This is a genomic window from Bacteroides fragilis NCTC 9343 (assembly GCF_000025985.1).
Classification (GTDB): domain Bacteria; phylum Bacteroidota; class Bacteroidia; order Bacteroidales; family Bacteroidaceae; genus Bacteroides; species Bacteroides fragilis.
On record NC_003228.3, the window covers coordinates 2,081,841 to 2,100,061 of the forward strand.

Consider the following 18,221-nt stretch of genomic DNA (forward strand, 5'->3'; position numbering starts at 1 on the left):
TATTTCAAATTATTAAAATGTAACATTAATACCGAAGAGTAAAGTACGCGGTAAGGCATACCCAGAACCAGCACTTGAAACTTCCGGAGTTGCTACATTGGCTGAAGTAATATATCCTAAGTTTTGACCTGTTACAGATACATCTAATTTCTGGCAATAAAATTTCCGTGCGATATTCTGAGGTAAAGAATAAGACAAAGAGATTTCACGGATTGCCAGATAATTACCTTTATAAGCAAACATGGTAGAGGTACGATAATAATTGGCAGTGCCTAATTGATCGGCCCATACATATCTTGGATATTTAGCGTTAGGATTTTCTTCGCTCCAAGTATTGAATACATCGGTTGTTGTATTATATCCACCTTGCATACATCCCAAGAACCAGGGAGTCGTATTGTCATAAATCCAATAGTCCAATGCAAAGTCGAAGCGTCCATACAGCGTCAAACCTTTCCATGTCAATGTAGTATTGAAACCACCGAACCAATGAGGAGTCGTATTCCCTATTACTATCTGATCAAAGGCATCGATCGTACCATCATTGTTAATGTCTTTCCATTTTACATCACCGGGTTCAATCTGAAGAGCTTTCGCTTTTTCTGCATCTGACAATGCCGCATATGCCTTCGGACCATATTGATATTTTCCTTGATAATTTCCTGTTTTTACGACCAGATCCCCGGGAATATCCTTCCAATCTTTATATAATCCTTCCGCTTTATATCCGACTAAAATACCCGGTTCCTGCCCTTCTTGTTTGCCACCCACAAAAATGACTTCATCTACTTGATTCCCCGCTTCATCTAAAACTTTACGTCCGGTATAAATTTGCTGACCGCCAATACGATTCTTTGGCTGACCATTGTCCGGTAAGGTAACAACTTTATTTTTATTGTATGAAATATTACCTCCCATTTTCCAAGTCCAATCTTTTATCTTGAGTATTGTACCAGATAGCTCCATCTCAACACCACTGTTACGGAAATCTCCATTATTATTCTTTACTGATGAAAAACCGGTAGTAGTAGGCAAGCTCAAATCAGCATATTTATCCATCGTTAAACGGTTATAATAAGTAAAGTTTGCGTTCAGTCGGTTATCAAAGAAGCTTAAGTCCAAACCAACTTCAGTTGTACGGGTCTTTTCCCATTTTAATCCCGGATTAGGGAGAGAGCCAATCAAATATCCTACATTACCATTGTATTTCTGAGAATTATAAGAACCCTGTAAAGTATAAGCTCCAATACCTGTTGCATTACCATTCATACCATAGCTAAAGCGTAACTTACCAAAAGACAAATCAGGAACGGCATTTTTTATGAAGTCCTCTTTTCCAAAAATCCATCCGGCAGATACTCCCGGGAAAAATCCCCAACGGTTATCTCCAAGCAACGAAGAATAACCATCATAACGGAATACCCCTGATAACAGATATTTCCCCTGATAATCATAATTCAAACGACCAAAATAAGAAAGAATACGGTACTGGCTATGCCATGAATCAATTGTGCGTTTCCCTTCCCCATTATCTGTCAGGTTGAGATCTGCAAAATCGTCAGTGGGAGCACCGGAACCTGATGCACTAAATCCTTTTGTCTTTTTATCGTAGTACTCAGAACCCAACATAACATCTATATTATGATTTTGAGCAAAAGTGTTATTATAATTTAATACTACGTTATAAGTTTGAGAGAAGTCACGCTCAAATTTGGCAGAAGAAGATCTAGTTGTATTGAATTTACCCGGAGCTGTTTCGAAATCTTTGGTAAAGCTCTCATAGACACCTTCCGAATAATACCAGTTGGCGGTACCTTTAATTACAAGATTCTTCATTGGTCTGATTTCCAACGATTGGATCATTGTAAATTTATCCGTTTGGTTATCTACAAGCCATTTTTCGGGTTGATACGACTGATTTCCATCGCTATGATTAGGGCCGAGGACAGGATTTCCGTCTTCATCTTCATATCGAACAGTAGGGGGCAAAGACATTATACGTCCGAAATAGTTCCCTTCATTATCTTGCGAACCGGGCATAGAACGCCAATTAGCACGATTGTAATTAAAATTAGAACTTGCGGTAATCCAATCAGCCAACTTATAACTGCCATTGAAAATAAAGCTATAACGCTCATAAAAAGAAGAAATGGGAAGTCCTTCTGACTTATTATATCCTAAACCAGCATAATAAGTTCCTTTATCATTACCACCTGACATATTTACATTATAATCCTGAGTTAGAGAAGGGTTATTCAAATTATAATCGGAAGGCTTGATATCTTTATAAAGAAGGGTTACTGAAGAATTAAGCGGATCCTGCATTTGTTGCCAGCCTTTGTTCAACAGGAATTCGTTTCCGCTATCCTTTACCAATAAGTTCCAAACCAAATCGCTGCCATATTTATTTCCTGTTCCATAAGCGGAGGCACCATCCAATGATGATTTACTAGCCCATGGTGTTGTGTCATAAGCTGTACGTATGGCAGTGATAAAATCCTTAGCTCCTAGAAAATCATAGGGATTATTAATATAGTTCATACCTACTTTAGCCTTAAGATTAATTTCTGCCTTACCGACTTTACCCGTTTTGGTTGTAATCAATATTACACCATTACTGGCGCGCGCACCGTACAATGCAGTAGCACCTGCATCTTTCAAAACTTCCATAGATTCGATATCTTCCGGATTGATATCATTTAAACCATCACGCAGCTGTCCATCGACCATTACTAAAGGAGAACCAGATCCATCCCATTCTGTACCGCCACGGAGTACAATGGTCGGCGTACTTCCTGGATTACCGGAACTCTGCGTCACTTTTAAACCGGAAACTGCACCGGATAATGCTTGTGCCGGATTAGAAAAGACACCAACCTTTAATGATTCCTCACTAACTTTGGAAATAGAATTCGTCACTTTGGTACGCAACTGTTTTCCTCCATAGCCTGTAACTACTACTTCATCCAACATTTCAGAGTCTTCTTTCAATTTGATATTGAAAGAATTCCTACCCTTTACATCGAGTACCTGAGGCTGATACCCGATATAAGAAACTTTGATCTTTCCGTTAGGATCGACCATTAACGTAAATTTGCCGGAGATGTCAGTAATTACACCATTGGTGGTACCGACCTCGACAACACTGGCTCCGATGATTGATTCACCGCTAGCATCCATAACCACACCTGTGATTGATTTCTTTTGTGCCATGGCTCCAAGAGAACATAAAATGCACAAAATCAAGAAGATGGTTTTCTTCATAAGTATTGCTTTTTTGAGTTAATAATAAAAATGTTTATATGTGTTTAAAAATACTAACTAAGTTCTATCGGGACGGTAGGCGAAAAATGGAGAAAAAAGGCATAATAGCCATATCACATAAAGGACTTATATACAAAAGATTAAATATCAAATAGTATTATAAAAAAGAAAAATTCAGACTTATTATTTATAAAATCCAATGGTAGCATAAGGGTATAAAAGACAAACAAATAATGCTATATTATAAATATAATCTTCATAATTAACTTATAGAATAATAAATAACTCATTAGTTTAAAATAGTTGACATGTATAAAATGACATATCGAGAAGCACACAATTAGCCATTAACATTATTATACAAACTGTAAGAAGAATCTTATAAAATATTGTAATTGAAATAATAAAAATAGGATTATCTTTGTAACCGTGGTTACAGTAACCATCGTTACAGAATCAAGACTTAATAAACAAAGGATATGAAGTTTTACAATAGGGAGAATGAATTAGCTGAATTACAAAGGATACAAGAATTATCTTTTGAAGAGAACTCTCGTCTGACAGTAGTTACCGGAAGGAGAAGAATAGGTAAAACAAGTCTTATTATGAGAGCTTTTGAAAAAACTCCTACTATCTATTTATTTGTGGGGAGAAAAAATGAAGCATCTTTATGTAGGGAATTCATAACTTTAGTTTCCCAAGCACTTGATATTTATGTGCCAGAAGAAATATCGACTTTCAAATCTCTCTTTCGGTATATTATGGAAGTTGCTACCAGACAGTCATTCAATTTGGTTATAGATGAGTTTCAAGAATTCTATAATATCAATAAGTCGATTTATAGTGATATACAAGATATCTGGGATCAGTATAGACAAAAAACTCACATGAATTTCGTTGTGAGTGGTTCTATTTATTCTTTAATGGAAAAGATTTTCCATAATGAAAAGGAACCTCTTTTTGGCCGTGCTGACAATATTATAAAACTTTCAGCTTTCAGTCTGAATGTTTTAAAGAAAATCATAAAAGACTATCATCCCCAATATACAAATGATGATTTATTGGCACTATACTCATTTTCCGGTGGGGTTCCTAAATACGTTGAATTATTTTGTGATAACAGAGTATTAACCGTTGATGGAATGATTGATTTCATGGTCAGAGACAACTCCCCTTTTACAGATGAAGGAAAAAATCTGTTAATAGAAGAATTCGGCAAGAATTATGGTACCTATTTCTCAATCCTAAGTGCTATCTCAGGTGGATATAATACTCAGACAGAAATAGAAGCGTTGCTTGGCGAAAAGAGTTTGGGCGGTTATCTAAAGCGATTAATTGAAGATTATAACATAGTAGTGCGCCAACGTCCTGTCTTTTCAAAAGAGGGTTCTCAAACTGTCAGATATGGGATATGCGATAACTTTATTCATTTCTGGTTTAATTATTTCGATAGAAATCGTTCACTCATTGAAATAAAAAATTTCATTGGCTTACGAAAATTAATAAAAGCTGACTATCCGACATATTCAGGAAAAATCCTGGAACAGTATTTCAAACAAAAATATGCTGAAAGTTACGAGTTCCGTCTTATTGGTTCGTGGTGGGAGCCTAAAGGCAATCAGAATGAAATTGACATTGTAGCTATTTATTTAGATAACAAAAGTGCAATTGTAGCAGAAGTCAAACGTCAAAAAAAGAATTTCAAGCCAGAACTTTTCCAAAAGAAAGTGGAACACTTAGAGAATAAAGTCCTGGCTAAATATCAAATAAACACAGTCTGCTTATCATTAGAGGATATGTAGTAGATTGAATCTCCCTTTTATCAATTTGCTATATTGGTACAGAGCTGACATTTTGTATATCTTGATGTCCCTGTATCGTGCTAATCAAAGGAGTGACCGGAACCGTAATAGAAAAAACAAAATCTGGACCATTTCACAAAATCAAAGGGAAAGTAAAATTATCATTCTACTACCAAATAGAATGTTTTTACCTATTTACGACTTATTCTTATTTGGGAAAATTTCAAAAAAGGAATATTATCACATATTTCTTCTTTCTTAATTTCATTGTCAGATAGAACATATAAAAGATTCTTTTCACACTCTTAACAGTGATTTAGAGCGTCTGTTGACAGAGAACTAACAATTTGTTTTCAAGAAATTAATTTCGTATCTGCACGAAGTTAACTTCTTGAAAACACAAAGTTAACATTCTGATTTTAGTAAGTTAATATCTTCCGGTAGTTATAATGAATTTATATACATTACTTTCACCAATACAGTATATTATTCCCCAATTTATTCATATTATCTTCTATTTGTAGGATAAGTGATAAAATTACAGGATTCCCAAATAAATAAAATGCTATCTTTTTGCATCATATTTTATCCTGTCACTTACTATATGTCTAATTGTATATTTCGACAATTAAAAAGGAGTATATCGAAAAAATAAAACTATATTTGTAATATCTATAAAATTTAAATCAAATGAAAAATATTTTTTTAATAATTGGAATATCACTGTTTTTTAATGGCAGCCTATATGCTCAGTCCGATGGCTGGTCTCCTAAGGATCATAATTTAATTAAGTCTGTACGTGAGGACGGACGATTCTTAAGTTCTTATGGTGTAGTGCATGCCATGCTCAGAAATACTGAGCCACGCTATGCTTTTCATAGAGACTTTTCTCCCAAAGAATTTCGAAAATGGCAAAAGGGACTTCGCCATGCGATGGAAGAAATAATGAAATTTCCTCAAATAAAAAACTCTCCAGCTCCTGTCTGTATAAAAAGAGAACAGCGGGAAGGGTATCGATTAGAAAAATGGGAATTTTATCCGCTTCCCAAATGCGTTTCTACTTTTCTTGTTTTAATACCTGATAATATAAACAAGCCCGTACCTGCCATTTTGTGTATTCCCGGTTCCGGAGGAAATAAGGAGGGACTTGCAGGTGAACCGGGGATAGCTCCCAAATTGAATGACCGGTACAAAGATCCGAAACTGACCCAAGCCCTCAACTTTGTAAAAGAAGGGTATATAGCAGTGGCAGTAGATAACCCGGCTGCCGGAGAAGCCTCAGACCTTGAGAGATATACATTGGGCTCTAATTATGATTACGATGTTGTATCTCGCTATCTTTTAGAGTTGGGATGGAGTTATTTGGGATATGCTTCATATTTGGATATGCAGGTTTTAAATTGGATGAAGACCCAGAAGCATATTCGTAAAGATCGCATTGTAGTAAGTGGATTTTCTCTGGGAACCGAACCAATGATGGTATTGGGTACGCTTGATACTTCAATTTATGCTTTTGTTTACAATGATTTCTTATGTCAAACTCAAGAACGGGCGGAAGTAATGACTATGCCTGACAAAAACGGACGTCGTCCATTCCCTAATTCTATACGCCATTTAATACCTGATTTCTGGAAAAATTTTAATTTTCCGGACATCGTAGCGGCTTTGGCACCCCGTCCTATCATACTGACTGAAGGAGGATTAGATCGAGACTTGGACCTTGTGAGAAAAGCGTATGCTATAGTAGGCACTCCCGACAACGTGAAAATATATCATTATAAGAAGTTCTCAGATCCGGATACACGAAAAAATGTAGAATATTTACCTGAAGGACTAGATCGTAATGAATATTTTCGGATGGTAAATGTAGATGGTCCCAATCATTATTTTAAATCAGAACTGGTTGTACCTTGGTTGAGAAAATTATTGGAAGAAAGATGAAATATAATTGAAATCTAAACAAGCTATTTAAAAGAAAAGCGGAATACACATTACGTGCATTCCGCCCTCTACCATAATCGCATATTGAGAAATACCTATCGATTATTATTTGTATCCGGGTGTTTGCTCCAGTGCGGGGTCTTTATTCAACATTGTTTTTTCAATTGGCCACAAAAGTTTATGTGCTTCTGTAGATTTATTCAATATCGGGGCATCTCCCAAAAGACTTCCTTCTTTGCAGAAAACCAAAGGTGTTCCCCCCTTAGTCAAAGTCATACGTCGTAAATCCCACCAACGTTGTCCTTCTTGGATAAATTCTTTATCTTTCTCATGCAAAATAGCCAATTCATTAGTTGTAAAATCTGCCGTTTCCGGATATGCATACAGAGTTTCATCCCATGCATTGCCATAGGCACGTTTTCTTACCAGGTTGATGTATTTGGCAACAGCTGCATTATCTCCTTCCATGTTTGCTATTTCTGCAAGAGTAAGATAAACCCACGGCAGGCGATAGAAGATATAGTCACCACAGTAAACACGGGCTCCCTGTGCATTTACATAACCTATATTTTTACGTACATGTGTTCCATAGAGAGATAACTCACCTGTTTTGCCATCTTTATTGTATGAGGCGATAAAGGTCGCTTCCTTACGGGTATCTGCATCATCAAAATTTTGATAAACAGCTTTGTTGTATTCATACGTCTGATTGCCAGTATTCTGTATGTCTAAAGCATCACCAAATACTTCACCATTGGCTTGATATCTGTTTTTGGTACTACCGGTACCTACATTATAAGTAAATGTACCATTACTATTGGTTGCTTCACCTTCTAAGAAACGAATGGCAAATATAATCTCGTCATTTGCCTTGTTTTTGGCATTGAATACTTGTGAAAAGTCATCCAGCATTTTCAGATTATAATTATTCAATACACTTTCAAGGTGGGTTTTAGCTATAGTCAGATCAGCAGGATTTGCTACGTCATCTCCTGTGGTTACTTTAGAAGTCCACAAATAAACTTCTCCCATTAAACATTCGGTTGCAGCTTTTGACCAATACACCTTTTTGCCACGTTTGTATGGATCAAAATCATTCATATTTCCAAAATACTCCATCGATTTATTCAAATCGCTTTTTATTTGGGTCATTACTTCTTTGGGGGTCGAACGGGCCATATACAGTTTATTAGGATCAATAACTCCTTCAACAACATCAGCCGTCAAACGCAAAGGTACCCCGCCATAGATGCGGTATAGATCAAAATAATAGAAAGCACGTAAACCGTACACTTCTCCCAAATAGAAGTTTTTCATTTCATCGGACAGATAGGTGGCATCCGTAACGCGTGCTATGAAAAGATTCAAGTTAGTAATACGGCCGAATAAATCTCCGAACTTACTTACTCCGGTATGTGTTTCATCAAAATTTTGCAAAATAATATCACCATTACTAACTCCCATGCCATCACTACTTGCACCGGTGATGAAACGTCCACCACGAAGTTCTCCGAATGTGATTGTATGTTGCCATGCCGCATCGCGTAAATGCTTATGAATACCATCTATATAGGCGGTAGCCTGGGCTTCTGTTTTCCAATAAGACCCACTTCCGTAGTAATCAATCGGAGACAGATCCAATTTATCGGCACATGACGTTACTAACAGCCCCGAAGATGCCACCAGTAAACCATATAATATTGTAGATTTTATTCTTTTCATATATTTTTCTTTTTAAATCAGTTAAGCATTAGAAAGTTACATTCAATCCGAACAGGAGGGTTCTTGGTAAAGCATATCCTGAACCTGCACTTGAAACCTCAGGAGAAGCTACATTAGCCGATGTGATATATCCCAGATTCTGTCCGGTGATCGACACATCCACCTTTTGACAGTAAGCCTTGTTTGCCCATGCTTTAGGTAAAGAATAACTCAAAGATATTTCACGGATAGCCAAATAATTACCTTTATAAGCAAATAATGTGGAAGTACGATAATAGTTTGCATTCATAAGCTGGTCAGCATACACAAATCGCGGATATTTGGCATTCGGATTCTCTTCAGACCAAGTGTTGAATACATCTTTGGTCGTATTGTAAGTTCCTTGCATACAACCCAAGAACCAAGGGGTAGTATTATCATAGATCCAGTAATCAAATGCAAAATCAAAGCGTCCGTACAGTTGGAAGTTTTTCCAGCGCAATGTGGTGTTGAAACCACCAATCCAATGCGGATTTGTATTTCCCACAACAACCTGATCATAATTATCAATCATACCATCACCATTTATATCTCTCCATTTCACATCTCCGGGCTGAATGGGTAATGCATTCTTTTGCTCTGCGGAACTCAACTTCTTCCAAGCTTCCGGTCCATACATCTTTTTACCGAAATAGTTACCGGATGTGACTACCAAGTCTCCGGGAATTTCATCCCAACTGCGATAAAGCCCATCGGCTTTATATGCAATTAACACACCGGGTTCATAACCTTCCTGATTACCGCCGACCCAAATCTTCTCATATGTGCCATCAGATAATTGCCTTCCACTGTATATTTGAGCGGCATCCTGTTGATTGCGAATTAAGCCATTATCCGGCAACGAAACTATTTTGTTTTTATTGAACGATATGTTTCCACCCAAATCCCAACTCCAATCTTTGGTTTTTAGGATTTTTCCCGACAGTTCTATTTCCACACCACTATTACGAAATTTTCCGTTATTGTTCTTAATTGACGAGAAACCTGTTGTAGAAGGTAAACTTAAGTTGGCATACTTGTCTGAAGTTAAACGATTATAATAGGTAAAGTTTGCGTTCAGGCGATTCTCAAAAAAACTCATATCTATACCGACTTCTGCAGTACGGGTTTTCTCCCATTTCAAACCCGGGTTGGGTAGTGCACCGATTAAGAAGCCGACATTTCCATTATATTTCTGAGAATTGTAAGATCCCTGTAAGTCATAGGCGCCAATTCCGGTTGCGTTACCATTTACACCATAACTCGCACGTAATTTACCAAATGACAGGAAAGGCAGAGCATTTTTTACGAAATTTTCTTGTCCAAAAATCCATCCGGCAGAAACTCCCGGGAAAAATCCCCAACGGTTGTCACCTAATAAAGATGAATATCCATCCTGACGGAAGACAGCAGAAAGTAAATAACGGCCTTTATAGTCGTAATTCAGACGTCCGAAATAAGAAAGAATACGATAATCGCTATGTCCTGAATCAATGGAACGTTTCCCTTCTCCATTATCTGTCAATGATAGATCGGCAAAATCATCCGTTGGAGCTCCTGAACCGGATGCACTAAAGCTGCGGCTATATCTATCAAAATATTCCATACCCAACATAACAGCCACATTATGATCTTTAGCGAAAGTTTGATTATAGTTTAATACCACATTATAGGTCTGAGAGAAATTTCTGGAGAAACTTGCTGAAGAACTACGTGTTCTCACAAATTGACCCGGCGTGTTTTCATAGTCTCTGGTGAAACTTTCAGCCAATGATTCGGAGTAATACCAGTTGGCAGTACCTTTTACAGAAAGATTTTTCAAAATATCAATCTGGAAGGCCTGTACCATGGTAAATTTGTCACTCTGATTAAAATTCCACCATTTGTCGGGCTGATAATTCTGGTTTCCATCACCAGCTACCGGACCTAAAGTTGGATTTCCATCCTCATCCTGGAAGCGGACAGTGGGAGGTGTAGACATGATACGTCCGAAGTAATTGCCTTCACTGGTTTGTGATCCCGGCATGTTTTTCCAATTTGCACGGTTATAATTGAAATTGGATGAACTGGTAAGCCAATCTGTAATTTTATAACTGGCATTCAAAACAAAACTATAGCGCTCATAGAATGTCTTGATAGGAAGTCCCTCTTGACGGTTGTAACCTAATCCTGCATAGTAAGTACCCTTATCATTACCCCCGGACATATTGATATTATAGTCCTGAGATATTGCCGGATTATTCAGGTTATAATCTGCCGGATTAGTATCTTTATATAAAATGGTTTTGCTGGGATCCAGAGGATCCGGCATTTCTTGCCATCCTTTCTGTAACAGATAGGCATTGTCTGCCGTTTTATTCATAATATTCCAGATCGTTTTATCATTCAGTGTATTACCAGTACCGAATGGAGAAGCACTTGTCAAGTTACCAAGTGGGGCAATAGAGACATACTCTCCGTCTGAGGTTGTAAATCCGGATTTACTATAGCCTGTACGCAGTACGTTGATATAATCTTTGGCTCCCAAAAAATCATAAGGGTTATTTACATAGCTCAAACCCATTTTGGCTTTGAAGTTGATTTCGCGACGTCCTTCTTTACCTGTTTTTGTAGTAATTAAAATTACGCCATTACTTGCTCGCGCACCATAAATAGCGGTTGCTCCGGCATCCTTCAAGACTTCCATGGATTCAATATCCTCCGGATTGATATCCTGCATACCGTCACGCAATTGTCCGTCTACAATAACCAGAGGGTCACCTGAACCATCGAAGTTAGTACCGCCACGAAGCGTTACTTTAGGAGCCGCACCCGGGCTACCAGAGGCTTGGGTAACCTTTAAACCTGCAACTGCTCCGGAGAGTGCCTGAGCGGGGTTAGAGAATAAGCCGACTTTCAATGCTTCATCTTTTACTTTTGCAATAGAGTTCGTCACTTTCGTACGCAGCTGTTTGCCACCATACCCCGTTACAACAACTTCCTCCAGCATTTCAGAGTCTTCTTTCAATTTAATATTAAAAGAATTTTTGCCCTTTACATCAAGTACCTGAGGCTGATACCCGATATAAGATACTCTGATCTTTCCGTTAGGATCGACCGACAACGTAAACTTACCGTCAATGTCAGTAATCACACCATTGGTGGTACCGACCTCGACAACACTTGCTCCGATGACTGATTCACCGCTAGCATCCGTAACCACACCTGTGATTGATTTCTTTTGTGCCATGGCTCCAAGAGAACATAAAATGCACAAAATCAAGAAGATGGTTTTCTTCATAAGTATTGCTTTTTGAGTTAATAATAAAGATGTTTATATGTGTTTTTGGTTATTTGAACTAAGTTCTATCGGTACTTGGTATTTTCATTACCTAAATAATAAATGAAAAAGGTTAAATTTATTATTTCTTTTCATTTATATACTATCAAACCGTTGCAAATATATATATTATATTAAAAACTCACAAGCATATTTTAAATATATTTTTTATATAGACGAAATAATATTGAAAAACTAAGATAATCCACTTGGGGATTTCACAAAAGATTGTTTATGGGGTATCCTCTCTCATATAATATTGATTTCTTATATTATATATATAGCGATTCACCTTAGAATAGGTATATGTAATATATTATTGTTTTAAAATACTATTGGACTGACTTGAAAAGGGCGAAAGGATATATTCAAAAACCTTATTATATGTTATAAGGTGTTTCTTTGTGTTGAAATATAGATAACTCTTTTTGGCTTATTGAAAAGTAGATTTTAGAGGAATTGGGACGAGAAAAAAATATTTATTGCTTCACTACTTTTCACCATTATTAATTCATAAGTGTTTTTTTACTAAAAATACCCTGTTGTTTTGATTCACTATTAAGACGTAATAGTTTGTATTATAAACAATTATGTTTTTATCTGATTCTGGGATTACTATTTAAAAGGATAAGTCCCGATAGGACTGTACTCATTTTCAGGTATTTATATTTATGGAGTTTAGAAGAGATAATTTTCCTTTTTTATTAACTAAAAATCAATTTATGAAAAAAGTCCTTTTTATTTTGTTGGGCTGTTTGCTATCGTTTAATGTGATGGCACAGGTAAAGGCGATTTCGGGACTGGTAACAGATGTTACTGGGGAGCCCGTTATTGGGGCAAGTGTTGTAGAAGTGGGAACCACTAATGGAGTAATTACTGATTTAAACGGTAAGTTCTCGTTAAAGGTGGCACCTAATTCACAATTCTTGGTGAGCTATATTGGCTACAAGCAACAAACAATTAAAGTTGGCTCTGAAAGCACTTATAATATTGTGCTGAAAGAGGATGCGGAGGTTTTGGATGAAGTTGTTGTAGTCGGTTATGGTTCGCAAAAGAAGGTGAACGTTACAGGGGCTGTAGGTATGGTTAGTGCCGAGGCGTTGGAAGCGCGTCCGGTGGCAAATGCTTCACAAGCATTGCAGGGTGTTGTTCCCGGCTTGAACCTTACTGTTGGTAATAACGGTGGCGCCCTTGATGGAACGTTAAACATGAATATTCGTGGAGCCGGAACGATTGGTGATGGATCGGGTTCATCCCCACTGGTTTTGATTGATGGCATTGAGGGGGATTTGAATACTGTCAATCCCAATGATATCGAATCTGTTTCGGTATTGAAGGATGCTGCATCCGCTTCTATTTATGGTGCAAGAGCTTCATTCGGTGTAATTCTTGTAACAACGAAGAGTGGTAAGAGCGGTAAGACCAATGTGTCATATAGCGGTAGTGCTCGTTTCTCAGACGCTATTGGTGTACCGGATATTATGGATTCTTACACTTTTGCTCAGTACTTCAATCGTGCTTCTGCCAATAAGGGTGGTGGTGACATTTTTGCCCCTGCTGTAATGGAGCGTATCAAAGCTTATCAAGAGGGAACGCTGAAAGCTACTACTGTTGATAATGGAGCAGGCATTTGGCAAAAATGGGCTAACGCGAATGGAGATACGGATTGGTTTGAAGAATTCTATGATCATTGGGCACCATCTCAGGAGCATAATCTTAGTATTAATGGTGGTACGGATAAGACTCAATACCTGATCAGCGGAAGTTTCCTGGATCAGAAAGGTTTGATGCGTCATGGAAAAGACAAATTTCAACGCTACACGCTGAACGGTAAGATTACAACGGCTGTCACTGATTGGTTTAAGGTGACATATTCTACTAAATGGACCCGTGAGGATTTTGAGCGTCCTTCTTATCTGACCGGAAACTTTTTCCATAACTTAGCTCGTAAATGGCCTGTACATCCGGCTTATGATCCGAATGGATTCCCTATGGATGAGGGTGAAGTGGAGCAGATGGAAAATGGTGGAAAGCAAAACAGTCAGAAAGATTTTTATACGAATCAGTTGCAACTGGTTTTCGAACCTATTAAAAACTGGAAAATCAATCTTGACGGTAGTGTACGTACCACTACTCAATATCAGCATTGGGAAGTATTGCCTGTTTATGCTTATAATGTAGCCGGAGATCCTTATTATACAGTGTGGGATATGGGATATGGTTCTTATGCGGCAGGTTCTTCTCGAGTGAATGAATATAGTTGGAAGGAAAATTATTATACTACAAATATTTATTCGGATTATTTCAAGCAGTTCGATAACGGACATTATTTTAAAGTGATGGCCGGTTTTAATGCAGAGTTATATAAAACCAGAAACATTACGGCTGAAAAAAATACTTTGATTACCCCGGGGGTACCTACTATTAATACGGCAACTGATGATCCGCAGGCTTATGGTGGTTATGCTGACAACTCAGTAGCCGGTTTCTTTGCGCGTGTTAACTGGAGTTATAAAGACCGTTATATGTTTGAGGCTAATGGTCGATATGATGGTTCTTCCCGCTTCGTAGGAAAAGAACGTTGGGGATTCTTCCCATCATTCTCTGCCGGTTGGAATATTGCTCGCGAACCATTTATGGAAAGTTTTGCTGAAAAGATCAATATGGGAAGTTTAAAGTTGAGAGCTTCTTGGGGGCAGCTGGGTAATACGAATACCAATGATGCGTGGTATCCATTTTATCAAACGATGCCTGTAGGGTCTAATTACGGCTGGCTAGTAAATGGCGAACGTCCTAACTATGCTACAAATCCGGGTATTGTCAGCTCTAAGAAAACTTGGGAGACAGTGGAGACTTGGGATGTCGGTTTGGATTGGTCTTTCTTCAATAACCGTTTATCCGGTTCATTCGACTATTTCGTACGTTATACTTATGATATGATCGGCCCGGCTCCCGAACTTTCAAGTTTGTTGGGAACTTCAGTTCCGAAGATTAACAACTCGGACATGAAATCGTATGGTTTTGAGTTGGAGGTAAATTGGAGAGATCGGATCGGTGAAGTTTCTTATGGAGCAAAATTTGTACTTTCTGATGACCAACAGAAGATTCTGCGCTATCCGAATGACTCGTATGATGTAGGTTCGTATTATAAAGGTGAACATTTGAACGATATTTGGGGATTGACAACAATCGGTATTGCTAAATCACAGGAAGAGATGGATGCTCATTTGGCAAAAGTCGATCAATCTTCTGTTGGAACCAATTGGGGTGTCGGTGATATTATGTATGCCGATTTGGATGGTGACGGAAAAATCAGTAACGGAACCAATAAATTAGGAGATACGGGCGATTATCGTATTATCGGTAATTCGACTCCTCGTTTTAAATATGGTATTACACTGGATGCTGCCTGGAAAGGATTCGATTTCAGCATTTTTATGCAGGGGATCGGAAAACGTGACCTATGGCTGGACGGATGTTATTTCTGGGGAGCCAACGGACAAGGAAATGAGTGGCAGTCTACCGGCTTTGCCGAACATTGGGATTTCTTCCGTCCGGAGGGTGACCCGTTAGGTGCTAATTTGAATTCATATTATCCGCGCGTCAACTTTAGTGGGGATCGTAATACCAAGGTTCAGACGCGTTATTTACAGAATGGGGCATATCTGCGTTTGAAGAATGTTCAGTTGGGTTATACATTGCCTCGGGTATGGACAGAGAAAGCCGGAATATCTTCTGTACGTGTATATGTTTCGGGTGATAACCTGGCAACTATAACCAGTCTTTCTAAGATTTTCGATCCGGAAGCTACCGGAAGTTTGGCCGGAACAGGATCCGGTAAGTTGTATCCTTTGCAAAGAGTGATATCTGTTGGTGTTAACGTTAATTTTTAAATTGAAGTATTATGAAGCTTAAAATAAAAAATCTGTTTGTACAAGCATGTTTTGTTGCGGGAGGGGTAATGGCGCTCACGTCCTGTAATGACTTTCTTGATAGAGAACCTCTTTCTTCTGTCACACCGGAAGTCTACTTTCAAACGGTGGATCACTTTGCCGCTTATTCCATAGCGAGGTATCAAAACTATTTTCCTTCGCATGGTGGTTATGGAGCAGGTATAGCGAATAACGATGGTGGAACGGATAATATGGTGGCCGGAGGGCGTAGTAGTCGCTATGTAAAAGGGCTTTGGAAAGTTCCTTCCAGTGATGGTAACTGGAGTTTCAGCAATATCCGTTATTGCAACTACTTCTTTGAGAATGCTGTGCCTAAATATGAAGCGGGTGAGGTTGCCGGAGCAGATGCCGATATTCGTCATTATATTGGCGAAATGCATCTGATGCGTGCTCTTGTGTACTATAATTTATTGCGTACTTACGGTGACTTTCCGATCGTAACAGAGGTTTTGCCCGATGACAAAACGGTGCTGATGGAAAAAGGTGTCCGCCAACCTCGTAATCTGGTTGCCCGCTTTATCCTGAAAGATTTGGATGATGCTGCCAATATGATGTACAGTAAGGGATTTAAAAATAATACCCGTTTGAATCGTGAGACAGCTTTGCTGATTAAATCCCGGGTGGCACTGTATGAAGCTTCTTTTGAAAGATACCACAAGGGTACAGGGCGTGTACCGGGAGATGATAACTGGTCGGGAAAGAAAGTACATTCTAATTTCTCATTGGATGTAGAAGCTGAGGTTGACTTCTTCTTGACAGAAGCCATGAAGGCAGCGGAAGAAGTTGCAGATAAAATAACTTTGACCCCTAATACAAAGGTTGAAGATCCTGCTAGTCCTTCTATTACATCCGGATGGAATCCTTATTTTGAAATGTATGCCAATGTTGATTTAAGCGGCTATGACGAAGTGTTGTTCTGGCGTCAGTATGCAAAAACCGGTAGTTTCTCTATCATGCATGGTACTCCGGCATGGATTGCGTCCGGTTCTAATCATGGCTTGTTGAAAAGCTATGTTGAAAGCTTCTTGATGCAGGATGGTCTGCCTTGGTATGCGGCCAGTAGCGCAGCACCTTATAAGGGGGATGCTACATTGGATGATGTGAAGGCCAATCGCGATAACCGTCTTCAGTTGTTTATGTTTGGTGAAAGCAATTTTGTACCAGTATATTCGACCGAGGAACCGGGCACTGTGAAAATGTTTGCTCCGCATCCTGTATCTAACCGTGAAGAGATGAGAGACCAGACAGGATATCGTATTCGTAAATATGCCAGCTTTGATATGGCACAGAATGTATGGGGAAAAGCTGAGTCGACTACCGGATGTATTATTTATCGTGGCGTAGAGGCTTATCTGAATTATCTGGAAGCTTATTATATGAAGAATGGTAACGTTACAGGTAAAGCAGCTCAATATTGGAGAGCCGTTCGTGAACGTGCAGGCGTAGATCCTGATTTTACAAAAACAATCAATGCGACCGATTTGAGTCAGGAAACAGATTGGGGTAAATATTCGGGTGGACAAGTTGTAGACGCCACCTTATTAAATATTCGCCGTGAACGTCGTTGCGAATTTATTGGTGAAGGGATGCGTTGGGATGATTTGGTACGTTGGCGTTCAATGGATCATCTGCTGACAAAAAATTATATCCCTGAAGGATGTAATTTCTGGGATGAAATGTACAAATCGGCTAATAAAGATGAGAATGGTGCTGAGGTTACATTTAAAGATTCTGGTGAAGAAGGTTCTAATATCTCTTCACGCTCCTTTAAATACCTGCGTCCGTATGCTATTTTGAAAACCAATAATGATGTATACGATGGGTATACCTGGCAGAAGGCACATTATCTCAATCCTGTGCCGGTTCGTGAGATGGAATTGCTGTCTCCGGATGAAAAAGCAGAGACATCTGTATTGTATCAGAATCCTTATTGGTCAACTAAGATTGGGGAAGTGGCTGAAGAATAATTGAGTTTTCAATAGATCACCGAAATAAGATAAAGGAGAGGGATGTTGCTCGAGATAACATCCCTCTCTTTGTTTTTAAATACAATCCAAATCCTGATTGATGGGATAGTCTTCAATGACCGCTTTGAATATGTTTATTTCCGATGGTTTAGTGCTTTGCGTCGAATAGTGTCTTGTTTATTAAATCGACCGTATATAATAAAATATTTAATTAATATAACCGTTATATAATAAA

7 protein-coding genes are annotated in these 18,221 nt (G+C 38.4%); 4 read left to right on the plus strand and 3 right to left on the minus strand.

Annotated features, from left to right (window positions below):
- Positions 1-12 precede the first annotated feature (12 nt).
- Positions 13-3,264 (minus strand): SusC/RagA family TonB-linked outer membrane protein, encoded by a 3,252-nt coding sequence (locus BF9343_RS08360; protein ID WP_010992675.1) that lies wholly within the window; start codon positions 3,262-3,264, stop codon positions 13-15.
- Between the two features lie 479 nt (positions 3,265-3,743).
- Between BF9343_RS08360 and BF9343_RS08365 the strand changes: the two genes are divergently transcribed.
- The gene (locus BF9343_RS08365; protein WP_005792081.1) at positions 3,744-5,066 is read left to right on the plus strand and encodes an ATP-binding protein; all 1,323 of its coding nucleotides are present in this window, start codon (positions 3,744-3,746) and stop codon (positions 5,064-5,066) included.
- 690 nt (positions 5,067-5,756) lie between these two features.
- Complete coding sequence (locus BF9343_RS08370) at positions 5,757-7,007, plus strand: alpha/beta hydrolase family protein (RefSeq protein ID WP_010992677.1); 1,251 nt, start codon at positions 5,757-5,759, stop codon at positions 7,005-7,007.
- A gap of 105 nt (positions 7,008-7,112) precedes the next feature.
- Here BF9343_RS08370 and BF9343_RS08375 read toward each other — a convergent pair whose 3' ends face one another.
- Together BF9343_RS08375 and BF9343_RS08380 are read right to left on the minus strand one after the other, a co-directional pair.
- Positions 7,113-8,729, minus strand: coding sequence for a RagB/SusD family nutrient uptake outer membrane protein (locus tag BF9343_RS08375; RefSeq protein WP_010992678.1), 1,617 nt, complete (start codon positions 8,727-8,729; stop codon positions 7,113-7,115).
- A 28-nt stretch (positions 8,730-8,757) separates the two neighbouring features.
- The gene (locus BF9343_RS08380; protein WP_010992679.1) at positions 8,758-12,027 is read right to left on the minus strand and encodes a SusC/RagA family TonB-linked outer membrane protein; all 3,270 of its coding nucleotides are present in this window, start codon (positions 12,025-12,027) and stop codon (positions 8,758-8,760) included.
- Positions 12,028-12,788: 761 nt separating this feature from the next.
- On the opposite strand from BF9343_RS08380, the gene BF9343_RS08385 reads away from it, so the two are divergent.
- Positions 12,789-15,959, plus strand: a complete 3,171-nt coding sequence (locus BF9343_RS08385; RefSeq protein WP_010992680.1) for a SusC/RagA family TonB-linked outer membrane protein — start codon at positions 12,789-12,791, stop codon at positions 15,957-15,959.
- Positions 15,960-15,970: 11 nt separating this feature from the next.
- Positions 15,971-17,986 carry a RagB/SusD family nutrient uptake outer membrane protein gene (locus tag BF9343_RS08390; RefSeq protein ID WP_010992681.1) on the plus strand — a complete coding sequence of 672 codons (2,016 nt, stop codon included), beginning with the start codon at positions 15,971-15,973 and terminating at the stop codon, positions 17,984-17,986.
- Positions 17,987-18,221: the final 235 nt, after the last annotated feature.

Excerpts from the sequence above, each read along its gene's own strand:
- BF9343_RS08360 (WP_010992675.1), bottom strand. The coding sequence starts at position 3,264 with ATGAAGAAAACCATCTTCTTGATTTTGTGCATTTTATGTTCTCTTGGA.
- BF9343_RS08365 (WP_005792081.1), top strand. The coding sequence starts at position 3,744 with ATGAAGTTTTACAATAGGGAGAATGAATTAGCTGAATTACAAAGGATA.
- BF9343_RS08370 (WP_010992677.1), top strand. The coding sequence starts at position 5,757 with ATGAAAAATATTTTTTTAATAATTGGAATATCACTGTTTTTTAATGGC.
- BF9343_RS08375 (WP_010992678.1), bottom strand. The coding sequence starts at position 8,729 with ATGAAAAGAATAAAATCTACAATATTATATGGTTTACTGGTGGCATCT.
- BF9343_RS08380 (WP_010992679.1), bottom strand. The coding sequence starts at position 12,027 with ATGAAGAAAACCATCTTCTTGATTTTGTGCATTTTATGTTCTCTTGGA.
- BF9343_RS08385 (WP_010992680.1), top strand. The coding sequence starts at position 12,789 with ATGAAAAAAGTCCTTTTTATTTTGTTGGGCTGTTTGCTATCGTTTAAT.
- BF9343_RS08390 (WP_010992681.1), top strand. The coding sequence starts at position 15,971 with ATGAAGCTTAAAATAAAAAATCTGTTTGTACAAGCATGTTTTGTTGCG.